13 protein-coding genes are annotated in these 13,845 nt (G+C 70.7%); 4 read left to right on the top strand and 9 right to left on the bottom strand.

Translation table 11 applies throughout. The features are described from left to right. Positions 1 to 519, top strand: a complete 519-nt coding sequence (locus tag ACNPQM_RS03015) for a YbaK/EbsC family protein (protein WP_418082746.1) — start codon at positions 1 to 3, stop codon at positions 517 to 519. Beyond that, a complete protein-coding gene (locus tag ACNPQM_RS03010) occupies positions 516 to 1,367 on the top strand; it encodes an EamA family transporter (protein ID WP_418082745.1) in 852 nt (283 codons plus the stop codon). Before ACNPQM_RS03015 ends, ACNPQM_RS03010 begins: the two co-directional genes overlap by 4 nt. Before the next feature lie 88 nt (positions 1,368 to 1,455). On the opposite strand, the gene ACNPQM_RS03005 is transcribed toward ACNPQM_RS03010, so the two are convergent. The 6 genes from ACNPQM_RS03005 to ACNPQM_RS02980 form a co-directional block, all read right to left on the bottom strand. Further along, on the bottom strand, positions 1,456 to 2,250 hold the full coding sequence (locus tag ACNPQM_RS03005) for an SDR family NAD(P)-dependent oxidoreductase (protein WP_418082744.1): 795 nt from the start codon (positions 2,248 to 2,250) through the stop codon (positions 1,456 to 1,458). Next, the gene (locus tag ACNPQM_RS03000) at positions 2,247 to 3,410 is read right to left on the bottom strand and encodes a serine hydrolase domain-containing protein (RefSeq protein ID WP_418082836.1); all 1,164 of its coding nucleotides are present in this window, start codon (positions 3,408 to 3,410) and stop codon (positions 2,247 to 2,249) included. The genes ACNPQM_RS03005 and ACNPQM_RS03000 overlap by 4 nt, the downstream gene beginning before the upstream one ends. A 72-nt stretch (positions 3,411 to 3,482) precedes the next feature. Continuing rightward, a complete protein-coding gene (locus tag ACNPQM_RS02995; RefSeq protein ID WP_418082743.1) occupies positions 3,483 to 3,719 on the bottom strand; it encodes a hypothetical protein in 237 nt (78 codons plus the stop codon). After that, on the bottom strand, positions 3,716 to 4,483 hold the full coding sequence (locus ACNPQM_RS02990; protein ID WP_418082742.1) for an energy-coupling factor ABC transporter ATP-binding protein: 768 nt from the start codon (positions 4,481 to 4,483) through the stop codon (positions 3,716 to 3,718). Before ACNPQM_RS02990 ends, ACNPQM_RS02995 begins: the two co-directional genes overlap by 4 nt. Then, positions 4,480 to 5,241: a cobalt ECF transporter T component CbiQ gene (cbiQ, locus tag ACNPQM_RS02985; RefSeq protein WP_358857584.1), complete on the bottom strand. Its 762-nt coding sequence runs from the start codon at positions 5,239 to 5,241 to the stop codon at positions 4,480 to 4,482. The genes ACNPQM_RS02990 and cbiQ overlap by 4 nt, the downstream gene beginning before the upstream one ends. Next, positions 5,241 to 6,296, bottom strand: coding sequence for an energy-coupling factor ABC transporter permease (locus ACNPQM_RS02980; RefSeq protein WP_418082741.1), 1,056 nt, complete (start codon positions 6,294 to 6,296; stop codon positions 5,241 to 5,243). Before ACNPQM_RS02980 ends, cbiQ begins: the two co-directional genes overlap by 1 nt. A gap of 197 nt (positions 6,297 to 6,493) precedes the next feature. Here ACNPQM_RS02980 and ACNPQM_RS02975 point away from each other — a divergent pair, with 197 nt between their 5' ends. After that, a complete protein-coding gene (locus ACNPQM_RS02975) occupies positions 6,494 to 6,847 on the top strand; it encodes an SsgA family sporulation/cell division regulator (RefSeq protein WP_358857586.1) in 354 nt (117 codons plus the stop codon). A 156-nt stretch (positions 6,848 to 7,003) separates the two neighbouring features. Here the strand turns inward: ACNPQM_RS02975 and ACNPQM_RS02970 are convergent, their stop codons facing one another. Further along, a complete protein-coding gene (locus tag ACNPQM_RS02970) occupies positions 7,004 to 9,232 on the bottom strand; it encodes an MMPL family transporter (protein ID WP_418082740.1) in 2,229 nt (742 codons plus the stop codon). Between the two features lie 116 nt (positions 9,233 to 9,348). Further along, a complete protein-coding gene (locus tag ACNPQM_RS02965; protein WP_358857588.1) occupies positions 9,349 to 9,921 on the bottom strand; it encodes a TetR/AcrR family transcriptional regulator in 573 nt (190 codons plus the stop codon). A gap of 174 nt (positions 9,922 to 10,095) precedes the next feature. Here ACNPQM_RS02965 and ACNPQM_RS02960 point away from each other — a divergent pair, with 174 nt between their 5' ends. Then, positions 10,096 to 13,377 carry a S41 family peptidase gene (locus tag ACNPQM_RS02960; protein WP_418082739.1) on the top strand — a complete coding sequence of 1,094 codons (3,282 nt, stop codon included), beginning with the start codon at positions 10,096 to 10,098 and terminating at the stop codon, positions 13,375 to 13,377. A gap of 246 nt (positions 13,378 to 13,623) precedes the next feature. On the opposite strand, the gene ACNPQM_RS02955 is transcribed toward ACNPQM_RS02960, so the two are convergent. Beyond that, positions 13,624 to 13,803 carry a hypothetical protein gene (locus tag ACNPQM_RS02955; protein ID WP_358857590.1) on the bottom strand — a complete coding sequence of 60 codons (180 nt, stop codon included), beginning with the start codon at positions 13,801 to 13,803 and terminating at the stop codon, positions 13,624 to 13,626. Positions 13,804 to 13,845: the final 42 nt, after the last annotated feature.

The following is a 13,845-nucleotide window of genomic DNA, read 5'->3' as shown; positions in this document are numbered from 1 at the left end:
ATGAGTACTCCCGACCCGACCGCTCCCGTGACCGAAGCCGCCGTTTCGGCCGCACACCCCCGATTCGCCGAGGCCCTGCGCGAGCTGGGTCTCGATGTCGAGATCCGCCGCTTCCCGGACGCCACCCGTACCGCCGCCGAGGCCGCTGCGGCCATCGGCTGCGAGCTCAGCGCCATCGTCAAGTCCCTGATCTTCGAAGCCGACGGGTCTCCCGTGCTGGTCCTGATGGACGGCTCCTCGCGGGTCGACGTGGAGCTCGTACGGCAGGAGCTGGGGGCCGGGAAGGTCAAGCGCGCCGGGGCCGATCTGGTCCGGGAGACCACCGGCTACGCGATCGGCGGTGTGCCGCCCTTCGGCCACCGCACGAAGACCCGGGTGCTGGCCGACCGCGGGCTGCTCGACCACGACGTGGTGTGGGCTGCGGCGGGCACCCCGCACACCGTCTTCCCGCTCGATCCCAAGGCGGTCATCCGGCATGCCGGCGGCTCCGTGGTGGACGTGCGCGAGCAGTCCAGGTGACGCCGCTGGTCGCCTGCGCGGTCCTGATCGCGGCGATCACGCACGCCGGCTGGAACGCCATCGCGCACGCCATCAAGGACCAGCTGCTCTCCTTCACCCTGATCTCGGGGGGCGGGGCGCTGCTCGGCGCGGTTGCCGCCTGCTTCACACCGCTGCCGGCCGCGGCGGCATGGCCGTATCTGATCGTCTCCGCGATCCTGCACATCGCCTACATGGCGCTGCTCATGAGGTCGTTCACGCTCGGCGACTTCGGCCAGATGTATCCGATCGCACGCGGCACCGCGCCCCTGGTGGTGACGGTCCTCGCGGCGGTCTTCGTCGGCGAGCAGCCCGACGGCTGGGCGACGGCCGGGGTCGCGGTCGCCTGCGCCGGGCTCGTCGGCGTCGCGCTGTGGGGCATCCGGGGCTCGGAGACCCGCCCGCACTGGCCGGCGATCGCCGCGGCGCTGGCTACGGGTCTGGCGATCGCCGGGTACACGACCGTGGACGGGGTGGGGGTCCGAGCCTCCGGCACCTCGCTCGGCTACATCGCCTGGCTGATGATCCTGGAGGGGCTCGCCGTCCCCGCGTACACGTTCTACCGCCGCCGCGGACAACTGACCGCCCAACTGCGCCCGTACGCGGCACGGGGGCTGGGGGGCGCGGCCATGTCGGTGGCCGCGTACGGGCTGGTCCTGTGGGCGCAGACGAAGGCGCCGCTGGCCCCGGTCGCCGCCCTGCGCGAGTCGTCGATCATTGTGGGCGCGGCGATCGGGACGGTGTTCCTCAAGGAGCGGTTCGGCGCACCGAGGATCGCGGCGGCCGGACTGATGGTGGTCGGGATCGGGCTGATGCTGCACGCGAGTTGAACCCGGCGGCCTCCGGAGAAGCACCGGCGCGGACAGCAGGCGCCGGTGCCGGTGCAACCCGCGCAGCCCGCCGGTCCGCCCGACGGCCTCAGTCCTGCACGACCGCCCTCTGGAAGCCCGTGTTCACGGCGAGCAGCCCGCCGTCCACCCGCAGCGTCGTCCCGGTGATCCAGGCAGCGTCGCGGGAGGCGAGGAAGGCGACCGCCGCCGCGACGTCGTCCGGTTCGCCGACCCTGCCGAGGGGGTAGAGCGGACTCACCCGGTCCAGCACGTCGGCGCGGTCCGCCCACGCGTCCGTGCGGATCGTGCCGGGGGCCACGAGGTTGACGCGGACCCCGCGCGGGCCGGCGTGGCCGGCGAGCGTACGGGTCAGGCTGCCCAGGCCCGCCTTGGCGGCGCTGTAGGCGTGGTTGCCGAAGTCCTGCTCCCCGTTGACGGAGCCGATGTTGACGATCGCGCCCCTGCCCGACGCCACCAGGTGCGGCAGAGCCGCCCGTGAGCAGCGGTACGGGCCGGTGAGCGTGGCGTCCAGATCGCCCTGCCAGACGTCGTCGGGCTCGTCCTCGAACAGCGGGGTGTCGGGGGTGCAGCGGTACGCGTTGTTGACCAGCACGTCGAGCGTGCCGAACGCCTCGACCGTACGGGCCACCGCCGCCTCGACCGCCGCCCGGTCGCCCACGTCACAGGTCAGCGCCTCGGCGGTAGCGCCCGTCTTCCGTATCGCCGCCGCCGTGTGCTCGGCGCGGTCACCGTCCAGATCGGTCACCAGGACCCGTGCGCCCTCGGAGGCCAGCCGACGGGCCGTGGCAGCGCCGATGCCCTGTCCCGCGCCCGTGATGAGTACGCCGTATCCGTCGAACCTGGAATCACCGGTAGGAGTCATAGCGCCGACCGTACTGCTCTGACCAGGGCCTGGGCACGGGGATCGGCGGTGACTCCCTTCTGCAGACCGTTCGTCACATAGCCGAGCGAGATGCCCGATTCGGGGTCGGCGAAGCCGAGCGAACCGCCGCGGCCCGGGTGGCCGAAGGAGCCGGGGGCGAGGAGCGGGGCAGCCGGGCCGTGCAGCATGTAGCCGAGCCCGAAGCGGGTGTTCACGACGAGCACCCGGTCCGGGCCCGCGGACTCCTCGGTGCGGGCGAGGGTGAGCGTGGCCGGGGCGAAGAGCCGGTGACCGTCGACCGGGCCGATCATCGCGGCGTACGCGCGGGCCAGCGCGCGGGCTGTCGCGATGCCGTTGGAGGCGGGGAGTTCGGCCGCCCGGTAGCGGGCGTCGTTCTCGTCGGGGAACGGGTCGATGGCACCGAACGCGCGGCGGGTCAGCGACTCGGAATCACGGTAGGCGTCCACGACCGACCGCTTGGGGCGCATCCGCAGCGCCCCGCCGTTTCCGTCGAGGACGGGCGGCTCGACCGGTCCGATCCGGCCCACCCGGTGCGCCTCTTCCGCCGGGAGCCCGAACCAGAAGTCCAGGCCGAGCGGGCGGGCGATCTCCTCGGCGATCCAGCGGCCCACGGTTCGCCCGGTGACCCGTCGCACCAGTTCGCCGATCAGCCAGCTGTACGTCTGTGCGTGGTAGCCGTGTGCCGTACCGGGCTCCCACTGCGGGCGCTGCGCGGCGACGGCGTGCGCCCCGGAGCTCCCGTCGGCGGCCTCCTGGGGCGTCAGCGGCCGGTCGAGGGCGGGGACTCCCGCACGGTGGGCGAGGAGGTGCCGCACGAGGACGCGTTCCTTGCCGGCCGCCTTGAACTCCGGCCAGTACGTGCCGACCGGGGCGTCCAGGTCCACCTGTCCGCGCTGGTGCAGCAGCAGCGGTACGGCCGCGGCTATGCCCTTGCCCGCGGAGCGGACGATCTGCACCGTGTCGACCGCCCACGGTTCGGCACCGTCGACGTCTCTCGCACCGGCCCACAGATCGACGACCTTGCGCCCGTCCCGGTAGACGGCGACCGCCGCCCCCCGCTCCCCCCGCTGCTCGAAGTTACGGATGAAAGCGTCCCTGACCGGTTCGAATCCGGTCGCCACCGTGCCCCGTACGTCCACACCTGCTCCTGCGCTCCCGCTCATCCCCCCATGGTGCATCGCTGCGCAGGTGAGCTGTACCGCGGGTGACTCTCAGCTCAGCGGCGACACCGTCCCGTGGCCGAGGTGCAGAGCGCCGGCGAGCTCCTTGACGGGGATCCCACCGCGCTCCCGCAGCACGAGCATCACGAGGTACCGGGGCATCAGGCCGAGCCCGTCGAGGAGCGGACGGCAGGCGGCGGTCACGGCCCGCTGCGCTGCGTACCGCGCGAAGCAGGGTGTTCGTCGAGCAGCAGCGAGGCCGCGGGACGGCGGGGTGTCGTCGGTCACGCGCCCATGGTCACGGAGCGCGGGTCGAACCCGAAGGGCAGCTCCAGCCGGTGAGCACGCATCAACTCCTCGTCACAGAGCAGGTCCTGAGTACGGTTGTCGGCCGCGATGGCGCCGTCACTGAGGATGACGGAGCGCGGGCAGAGCTCCAGGGCGTACGGCAGGTCGTGCGTGACCATCAGCACGGTGACGTCCAACGACCGCAGGATGTCGGCGAGTTCACGCCTCGATGCGGGGTCCAGGTTGGACGAGGGCTCGTCCAGGACGAGGATTTCCGGCCGCATGGCGAGCACGGTGGCAACAGCGACGCGACGGCGCTGGCCGAACGACAGATGGTGCGGGGGGCGGTTCGCGTACCCCTCCATGCCGACCTGTTCGAGTGCCTCGGTGACCCGCTCCTCCAGTTCGGCGCCGCGCAGCCCGGATGCGGCGGGCCCGAAGGCGACGTCCTCGCGGACGGTCGGCATGAAGAGCTGGTCGTCGGGGTCCTGGAAGACGATGCCGACGCGGCGACGGATCTCCGCGAGATTGTGCTTCTCCACCGGAAGACCGGCGACCCGGACGGTGCCGGCGCCCGCGTCGAGGATGCCGTTGAGGTGGAGGACGAGCGTGGTCTTGCCGGCACCGTTCGGGCCGAGCAGGGCGACGCGTTCGCCGCGGGCGACGGTCAGGTCGACGCCGAAGAGCGCCTGGTGACCATCGGGGTAGGCGTAGGCGAGGCCACTGACCTCAAGGGACGGCACGGTGCTGCTGGAGGTGCTCATAGGTTCCATCCCAGCAGACAGACCGCGAGGGCGAGCACGGGGAGTGCCGAGGCGTACGCCCACTGCGCGCCGGACGCCGTCACCTCGTCGATGACCGGCATCGAGCCGGTGTAGCCGCGGCTGACCATCGCGAGGTGGACGCGTTCGCCGCGCTCGTAGGAACGGATGAAGAGCGCGCCCGCCGACTTGGCGAGGACGCCCCACTGCCGTACCCCGCGCGCCTCGAAGCCGCGGGAGCGGCGGGCGATCGACATCCGCCGCATCTCGCCGGTGATCACATCCCCGTACCGGATCATGAAGGACGCGATCTGGACGAGCATCGGCGGCAGCTTGAGCCGCTGCAGGCCGAGCAGCAGGGAGCGCAGCTCGGTGGTGGACGCGAGGATCACCGAGGCGGCGACGCCGAGGGTGCCCTTGGCGAGGACGTTCCAGGCGCCCCAGAGACCGGGGACGCTGACGGAGACGCCGAGGAGCTCCGTCTGCTCGCCCGGCACCACGAACGGCATCAGCACGGCGAACGCGACGAACGGCACCTCGATGACCAGCCGCTTGAGCAGGAACCCGGCGGGGATCCGGGCCACCGCGGCGACCCCGGCGAGCAGGGCGGCGTACAGCGCGAACGCCCAGACCGCCTCGCGCGGTGTCAGGACGACGACCAGCACGAAGCTGAACACAGCGGCGAGCTTGCAGTGCGGGGGCAGGTCATGGACCGGCGAGTGCCCGTGCCGGTAGAGCTTGTGCGCGTGGCCGGCGCCCATCAGACGGCTTCCTCGGCGCGGATGCCGGCGGGTGCGTCCGGCGTACGGCGGCGGCGGACGGCCCAGAAGACCCCGCTGCCGACCACGATCGTGGCGCCGACCCCGATCACCCCGGCGAGACCGCCGGAGAGCCGCGCGTCGGAGATGTCCTTGACGCCGTAGTCGGCGAGCGGCGAGTCCTTGGCCGCGTGCTCCTCGGCCTTCTTGTCGATGCCCTGGTCGGCGGCGACCTTCTCCAGGCCGTCCGGGTTGGCGGAGGCGTAGAAGGAGACGAAGCCTGCCAGCACGAGGGCGGTGACCAGGCCGGTGGCCCAGAGCCCGCGCGTGGAGCGGGCGGCGGCCGGCGCGGCGGGCTGCCGGGCGGGGGCGTCGACGAGCTCGCCGTTGATCCGGAGCTTGAGCGGGGAGGTGAGACCGCGGGCACCGTGGACCAGATCGGGGCGGACGGCGAGGACGGCTCCGACGGTCAGCCCGGTGATCACGGCCTCGCCGATGCCGATCAGGATGTGCACGCCGACCATCGCGGTGAGGACCTTGCCGATCGGGATGTCGGTGGTGCCACCGATCCAGTAGATCAGCGTGAAGACGCAGGCCGCGGCCGGTACGGAGATCAGTGCGGCGACGAATGCCGCGGCGGTCGTGGAGCGGCGGGTCCGCGGCAGGACGGTGGCGAGACCGCGGAAGAGGGCATACGAGACGACGGTGGTGGTGACGCCCATGACGGTGATGTTCACACCGAGCGCGGTGAGCCCGCCGTCCGCGAAGAGGATGCCCTGCATGAGCAGCACGACGGATATACAGAGCACCCCGGTGTACGGCCCGACCAGGATCGCGGCGAGCGCCCCGCCCAGCAGATGCCCGCTGGTACCAGCCGCGACCGGGAAGTTCAGCATCTGCACGGCGAAGATGAACGCGGCGACAAGCCCAGCGAGCGGTGCGGTGCGTTCATCCAGTTCGCGGCGGGCGCCCCGCAGGCTGACCGCCACGGCACCCGCGGCGACCACACCGGCGGCGGCGGAGACGGGGGCGTTGATGAATCCGTCGGGTACATGCATAGGGGAGGCTCCGCTTCCTGCGTTCCTGCACTGCTGCGCGGGGTCATGAACCTCTCAATGATAGGGCCTTGTTGCAAATGGCTCGCAAGAGCGCATCCCCAACAGGTACTCGGCTTCCCCATCGTGCCCTTTAGTCGAAATATGCGACATTAGATATCGAACATTCATAAACATTCGGTAACAGGAGGATTCGGCCCATGCCCCCCGTGATCGAAGAACAGGCCGAAGCCCGGCTCATCACCGAGGCGACCGACACCTTCTCCGTCCCCGTCGACCTGCGGTACGACGCGGCCGTCGACCCGCGCACGGTGCATCTCACCTTCCCCGGCGGCACCGACTGGGCCTTCGGCCGAGACCTGCTGGAGGACGGGCTGCACTCGCCGACCGGGCACGGCGCGATACGGATCTGGCCGTGCGGACGGGCGCAGCTGGTCGTGGAGCGGCACTCGCCGGACGGCGTCGAGGTGGTGCAGTTCGACAACGCGCCGCTGATCCGCTTCCTGGACCGCACCCACGGCGAGAGCAGGAAGTCCGAGACCACACCTGCGTGACCCTGACGAAGTGACGGCATGAATGAGCCCCCGTGCCGCTCGCACGGGGGCTCCTCACCGCTCCGGCCCCCGTCCCCACAGGTACCCGGCGCATTCCGGGGCCGCGTTCCGCTCAGACGCGGCCCTCGGGGCTCGTACGGATCAGACCGGTCGGTCTCAGACGTGCGTCAGCTCACGCTCGCCCTGTGCTTCGCCCTGCCCGTCTTCGCCGGACGTCTCGCCGAGCTGCTTGCGCAGCTTCTCGCCCTCCACGTCGACATTGGGCAGCAGCCGATCCAGCCAGCGCGGCAGCCACCAGGCACGCTTGCCGAGCAGGGCAAGGACCGCGGGCACGATCGCCATCCGGACGACGAACGCGTCGAAGAAGACGGCGATGGCGAGCGAGAACCCGATCATCTTGATCATCGTCTCGCTGGAGCCGATGAACCCGGCGAAGACCGCCATCATGATCACGGCCGCGGCGGTGACGACGCGGGCGCCATGCTGGAAGCCGGTGACGATCGCCTGCGGGGCCTTCTCCCCGTGGACGTACGCCTCGCGCATCCGGGTGACGAGGAAGACCTCGTAGTCCATGGCGAGACCGAAGACCACACCCACCATGAAGATCGGCATCATGGACATGATCGGGCCGGTCTGTTCGACGCCGAAGAGCGAGCCCAGCCAGCCCCACTGGAAGACCGCGACGACCGCGCCCAGGGCCGCGACGACCGAGAGCAGGAAGCCGAGGGCCGCCTTCAGCGGCACCAGCACCGAGCGGAAGACCAGCATCAGCAGCAGGAACGCCAGGCCGACGACGAGCGCCAGATACGGCAGCAGCGCATCGTTCATCTTCTGCGAGAAGTCGATGTTCATCGCTGTGGATCCGGTGACCAGGACCTCGGCGCCGGTGTCGGACTTGATGCCCGTGCCCGCGTCACGGATGGCGTGAACCACGTTCTCCGTCTCGGCGGAGCTCGGCCGGTCCTTCGGGATCACGGTGATCATGGCGGTGTCGCCGGCCTTGTTGAAGTGGGCCGGGGTGACCGCGACGACGTGCGCAATGCCGGAGATCTCGTCGGAGACCTGCTTGACCGCGGCCTTGCCGTCCGAGCTGTTCGCCGTGTCCACGACGACCATCAGCGGCCCGTTGAAGCCGGGGCCGAAGCCGTCGGAGAGCAGGTCGTAGGCGCGGCGCTGGGTGGTGCTGGTGGGCTGGGAGCCGTCGTCGGGCAGGCCCATCTTCAGCGAGGCGGCCGGTACGGCGACGGCCCCGAGGCCGAGGACTCCGACCAGCAGCACCCAGACCGGCTTGCGCAGGACGAACCGCGCCCACCGGGTACCCATGTTCGGCTTCGCCTCGGGCCGGCTCGCAGCCTCGGCGGCCTTGCGTGCCTTGCGTCCCATGACCCGCTTGCCCGCGAAACCCATCACCGCCGGGACGAGGGTGAGCGCGATCAGGACGGCGATCGCGACCGTGCCGGCCGCGGCGAAGCCCATCTTCGACAGCATCGGGATGTTGACGACGGCCAGGCCGACCAGGGCGATGACGACGGTGAGACCGGCGAAGACGACCGCGGAACCGGCCGTGCCGACCGCCCGCCCCGCCGCTTCCTCGCGCTCGCGGCCCTCGGCCAGCTCGGCGCGGTAGCGGGAGACGATGAAGAGCGCGTAGTCGATGCCGACCGCGAGGCCGATCATCATCGCGAGGGTGGAGGTGGTGGAGCCCAGGTCGAGCACGTTGGCCAGGGCCGTGATCGTCGAGACGCCGATGCCGACGCCGATGAGCGCGGTGAGCAGCGGCAGACCCGCCGCGACGAGCGAGCCGAAGGTGACGACCAGAACCACTGCGGCGATCGCCACACCGATGATCTCGGTGGCCCCGGTCTCCGGCATCACCTGGAGGGCGTCGCCGCCGATCTCCACGGTCATCCCGCTCTTCTGTGCCGCGTGGCCCGCGTCCTCCAGGGCGCTCCGGGTCGCATCGGTCAGCGCCATCGAGTTGACCTTGTAGGACACGGAGACGTACGCCGTGGAGCCGTCCTTGCTGACGGCGTTGCCGGTGTACGGGTCGGTGACCGAGGCGATCTGGTCCGAACCCGACTTCAGCTCGTCCGCGATCCTGTTGACCTCAGCCTTGTTCGCCGGGTCCGTCATCTTCTGGCCGTCGCCGGCCTTGAAGACCACCCGCGCGGTCGCGCCATCGGCGCTGGAGTGGGGGAAACGCTGTTCCAGCAGGTCGAAGGCCTTCTGAGCCTCCGTACCCGGAATGGAGAAGGAGCTGGAGGTGGCGGTGGACGCGGAGGCGGCGCCGAATCCGGCGAGCGCCAGCAGTGCCACCCAGACAAGGGCGACGTAGCGGCGGCGCCGGAAGGCGAACCGTCCGAGCTTGTAAAGGAATGTGGCCACGGAGGCGTACTCCCGGTCAGGTCGTGTGGGTGGAAAAGGGCGTGAGGAATCAGCCCGACGACGAGAGCGGCGTGTCAGGTGAGGCTCGGGGAGAGGGCCGTACGGAAGGAACGGGGTCAGACGCCGAGAGCGGGGAGGATCACGGAGTCGACGTAGTCGGTGAGAAACGCATGGTCGATGGGGCGGTCCTCGACCAGCTGCCGAGCGGTGAAAGCACCGACCAGCATGTGCGGTACATATTTCAGCGCCGGGTTGTCCGGACGCAGTTCACCCCGGTCCACGGCTCGGCGGAGCAGCGCGTCGAGGCCGGTTATCTCCGGCTCGATGAGCAGTTCACGCAGTGCCTGGTGCAGATCGGAATTGTCGTGGACGGCCTGCATCAGGCCCCGCATCAGCGCGGAGTTCCTCTGCATCTGGCAGTCGTCGGTCCGGGCCAGCGCGGCATGGAAATCTCCGCGCAGTGAACCGGTGTCGATCTCGGCAAGGTCGCCCGGCTTGTCGTGGCGCAGCGCCTTGACGACCAGCTCCGGCTTGCTCCCCCACTGGCGGTAGAGGGTGGCCTTGCTGGAGCGGGTACGGGCGGCGATGGCGTCCATGGTCAGGGCGTCGTAGCCGACCTCGCGCAGCAGGTCGAGCACCGCGGCGTAGAGCTCGCTCTCGCGCTCGGGCGTGAGACGGGTGCGTGCCATGGGCTGACCTCCTGTCCTACGACTCGTACGGCAGCCAGCCGAACGAAACGGTTTCGTACACATCGAAGGTACCCCGCCACTGAGCGAAACCGCATCGTTTCGCTTGTGTGTTGCACCACAACGTCTTCCGCACCACGAGTTGCCGCGTCCGGCTCACGCGGAAAGCATTGGGGGGTGAGTGACGACGTCGCGTATCTCCGTTTCCCGCACCTCCACAAGGACCTGCTCTGCTTCGCGGCCGAGGACGACCTCTGGGTCTCTCCCCTTGCTCCCGAGGGGCAGCAGCCCGGCCGGGCGTGGCGGGTGACCGTCGACCGGACGCGGGTCAGTCACCCGCGCTTCTCGCCCGGCGGAACCCGTATCGCGTACACGACCTGGCGCACCCTGGATCCCGAGATCCATCTCGCCCCGGTCGAGGGCGGACCGGCCCGCCGGCTCACCTACTGGGGGGCGACCGACGCCCGGGTCTGCGGCTGGACCCCCGATCCGGACGAGACGTCGCACATCCTCGCCGTGTCCTCGCACGCGCAGCCGTTCTCGTACTTCTCCTGGGCCTACAGCCTTCCCACGGACGGCTCTCCCGGCGGCAAGCTCCCGTGGGGTCCGGTCTCCGACATCGCGGTCGCGGACATCGACGGCGAACGGCGCACACTGCTGCTCACCGGCACACCCCCGCACGAACCGGCCGGCTGGAAGCGGTACCGGGGCGGGGCGATGGGGCGGCTGTGGCTGCACGGCAAGCGACTGCTGCCCGATATCGGCGGCCACCTGGACTCGCCGATGTTCGTCGCCGGCCGGATCGCCTTCCTCTCCGACCACGAGGGCGTCGGCAACCTGTACTCCTGCCTGCCCGACGGCTCCGACCTGCGCCGCCACACCGACCACGACGCCTTCTACGCCCGGCACGCGTCCAGCGACGGACGCCGGGTGATCTATCAGTGCGCCGGCGAACTGTGGCTGGCCGAGGACCTCGAATCACCGGACGCGGTGCCGCGGAAGCTGCAGGTGCGGCTCGGCGGGCCGCGGGCCGGGCGGCGTACGTACCAGGTGCCTGCCGCCACCAATGTCGACTCGCTGTCCGTGGACGAGACGGGCCGGGCGAGCGCCGTCTCGGTCCGCGGCAGTCTGTACTGGCTGACCCACCGCGACGGGCCCGCCCGCACGATCGCCGACACCCCCGGGGTCCGGGTCCGGCTGCCCGAGATGCTCGGCAGTATGGGCCAGGTCGCCTACGTGACGGACGCGGACGGCGAGGACGCCATCGAGATCGCGTACCTGCCGCGCGCCAGCGGTGACCGGGCACCGCGCCGGCTGGCCTCCGGGCAGGTCGGCCGGGTCCACGAACTGATCGCAGACCCGGAGGGCGAACGGCTCGCGATCGCCACGCACGACGGCCGGCTGCTGCTCCTCGACACGGCCGAGGAGTCCACCGGGGAACCGACCGAGCTGATCCGCTCCATCAACGGCCCGGTCCGCGATCTGGCGTTCTCACCGGACGGCGCCTGGCTGACCTGGTCGCATCCCGGGATCGGCCGCTCGCTGCGGCAGATCAAACTGGCCCGGATCATGGGAGCGGACGCCCCGGTGATCGTCGATGTCACCAACGGCCGCTTCGAGGACCAGAACCCGGTGTTCACCGGCGACGGCCGGTATCTCGCGTTCCTCTCCTGGCGCGGCTTCGACCCGGTGTACGACGTCCACACCGGTGACCTCTCCTTCCCGCTCGGCTGCCGCCCGTACCTGGTGCCGCTCTCCTCCGCCACCCCGTCCCCCTTCGCTCTCTCACCGGAGGGGCGCCCGGCGGCGGGTGGCCTCGACCCGGGCGACACCCCGGAAGCGACTCCGGCCGAAGGAGCCACGGTCACGGTCGAGTTCGAGGGGCTGGAGAACCGGGTGACGCCGTTCCCGGTCACCGCGTCGAAGTACTCGGCACTGCACCCGGTCAGCGGCGGCGGGCTCGTCTGGCTGCGCTGGCCGATCTCGGGCGCGCTCGGCGAGACGTTCGCCAACCCGGCCGACATGTCGGGCCGCCCCACGCTCGAACACTTCAACATCACGAAAGCCAGGAAGACCGAACTCGTCGGCCATCTCGACTGGTTCGCCGTCAGCGGCGACGCGACCCGGCTGGTCGTCATGGACGACGGAGAACTGCGCGCCGTACCAGCCACCGAAGTCGGCGACAGCGACTCGACGGTCTACCTCGACCTGCGGCGGATCCTGCACGATGTCGACCCGGCGGCGGAATGGCGGCAGGCGTACGGGGAAGCGGGCCGCATCATCCGCTCCTACTTCTGGGAACCCGACATGTGCGGCATCGACTGGCCGGGCGTCCTCGACCAGTACCGTCCGCTGGTCGAACGGGTCGCGACCCCAGACGAGTTCGCGGACCTGCTGCGCGAGGTCCTCGGCGAACTGGGCACCTCGCACGCGTACGTGGGACCCGCCCGCCGCAACGAGGGTCCACCGCACTACCAGCGGGCGATCGGACTGCTCGGCGCGAACCTGGTGTGCCGGGACGGCAAGTGGCTGGTCCGGCGGATCCTGCCGGGCGACTCCTCGGACTCCAAGGCGCGTTCACCGCTCGCCGGCACGGGCATCCGGGACGGGGCGATCCTCACCCACGTGGACGGCCGCCCGGTGGATCCGGTCGCGGGCCCCTACCCCCTCCTCGCCCAGGCGGGCGGGACCACCGTCGAACTCACCTTCTGCCCGCCCGGGGGCGAAGGCCCCTCCCGCCGCGTCGCCGTCGTCCCCTTGGTCGACGAGCGTCCGCTCCGCTACCAGGACTGGGTGGCCAAACGCCGCGAAGTCGTACGGGAGCTGAGTGCCGGCAAGTGCGGCTACCTGCACATCCCCGACATGGGCGGCTCCGGCTGGGCCCAGTTCAACCGCGACCTGCGGATGGAGGTCTCCCGCCCCGCCCTGATCGTCGACGTACGCGGCAACGCGGGCGGCCACATCAGCGAGCTGGTCGTCGAGAAACTGACCCGCACGATCCTCGGCTGGGACCTGACCCGCGACGCCCAGCCGGTCTCGTACGCCTCCAACGCCCCCCGCGGCCCGGTGGTGGCGCTCGCCGACGAGGCGACCTCCTCCGACGGCGACATGATCACCGCCGTGTTCCGCCTGCTGGAACTGGGACCGGTGGTGGGCCAGCGGACATGGGGCGGGGTCGTCGGCATGACGGGCCGGCACCGGTTGGGCGACGGCACGGTGATCACGGTGCCGATGAACGCAGCGTGGTTCGACGCGCACGGATGGTCGATCGAGAACCACGGTGTCGAACCGGATGTGGAGGCGTTGCGCACTCCGCTGGACTGGGCAGAGGGCCGGCACGCGGTGCTGGACGACGCGGTGAACATCGCGCTCGAACTCCTGAAGTCCCACCCGGCGTCGACCCCACCGACCTACGAGGACGCCCCGAACCGCGCACGGCCACCGCTGCCGCCGCGATAGGCACCACATCAACATCAAGCCCGTTCCCCGGCCCGTCACATCAAGTCCGTCCTGCGGACACACCAAGCCCGTCCGGCGAACACATCAAGCCCGTCCGGCGGATACATCAAGCCCGTCAGGCGATTGAGGACAAAAAAGGGTTTGGGGCGTGCCCCCGGTTTCGAGAAGGAGGGCGGTGCGGGGGAACAGGCCCACGCATGCGAGAGGCGCGTCCGGTCTCCCGAACGCGCCCCTCGCTCCGACGAGTCAGGACTCGTCGTCGTACCGGTCGCGAGCCCCCTGCGCCGTGTCCCGGGCCTTGCCCCGCGCCCGTTCCGACGCAGCGGACGTCCGCCCGCGCGGCTCGCCCTTCTTCTCGCCCGCGTTCTTCTTCGCCTGCTCGGCGAGCGACTGCGCCTTGTCCTTGAACTGGTCTTGGATACCCATGCTGTTCACTCCTAGTGGGGTGCTCGGGATGCATTGGGGGGT

Origin of the sequence: Streptomyces sp. NPDC056231 (assembly GCF_048270745.1) — a bacterium.
In the GTDB taxonomy this organism is placed as follows: Bacteria; Actinomycetota; Actinomycetes; order Streptomycetales; family Streptomycetaceae; genus Streptomyces.
This window is presented reverse-complemented; position numbering and strand designations above follow the sequence as displayed.

Coding starts and splice junctions, on each gene's coding strand:
- ACNPQM_RS03015 (WP_418082746.1), top strand. CDS start 1: ATGAGTACTCCCGACCCGACCGCTCCCGTGACCGAAGCCGCCGTTTCG.
- ACNPQM_RS03005 (WP_418082744.1), bottom strand. CDS start 2,250: ATGACTCCTACCGGTGATTCCAGGTTCGACGGATACGGCGTACTCATC.
- ACNPQM_RS02990 (WP_418082742.1), bottom strand. CDS start 4,483: ATGAGCACCTCCAGCAGCACCGTGCCGTCCCTTGAGGTCAGTGGCCTC.
- cbiQ (WP_358857584.1), bottom strand. CDS start 5,241: ATGGGCGCCGGCCACGCGCACAAGCTCTACCGGCACGGGCACTCGCCG.
- ACNPQM_RS02980 (WP_418082741.1), bottom strand. CDS start 6,296: ATGCATGTACCCGACGGATTCATCAACGCCCCCGTCTCCGCCGCCGCC.
- ACNPQM_RS02975 (WP_358857586.1), top strand. CDS start 6,494: ATGCCCCCCGTGATCGAAGAACAGGCCGAAGCCCGGCTCATCACCGAG.
- ACNPQM_RS02965 (WP_358857588.1), bottom strand. CDS start 9,921: ATGGCACGCACCCGTCTCACGCCCGAGCGCGAGAGCGAGCTCTACGCC.
- ACNPQM_RS02955 (WP_358857590.1), bottom strand. CDS start 13,803: ATGGGTATCCAAGACCAGTTCAAGGACAAGGCGCAGTCGCTCGCCGAG.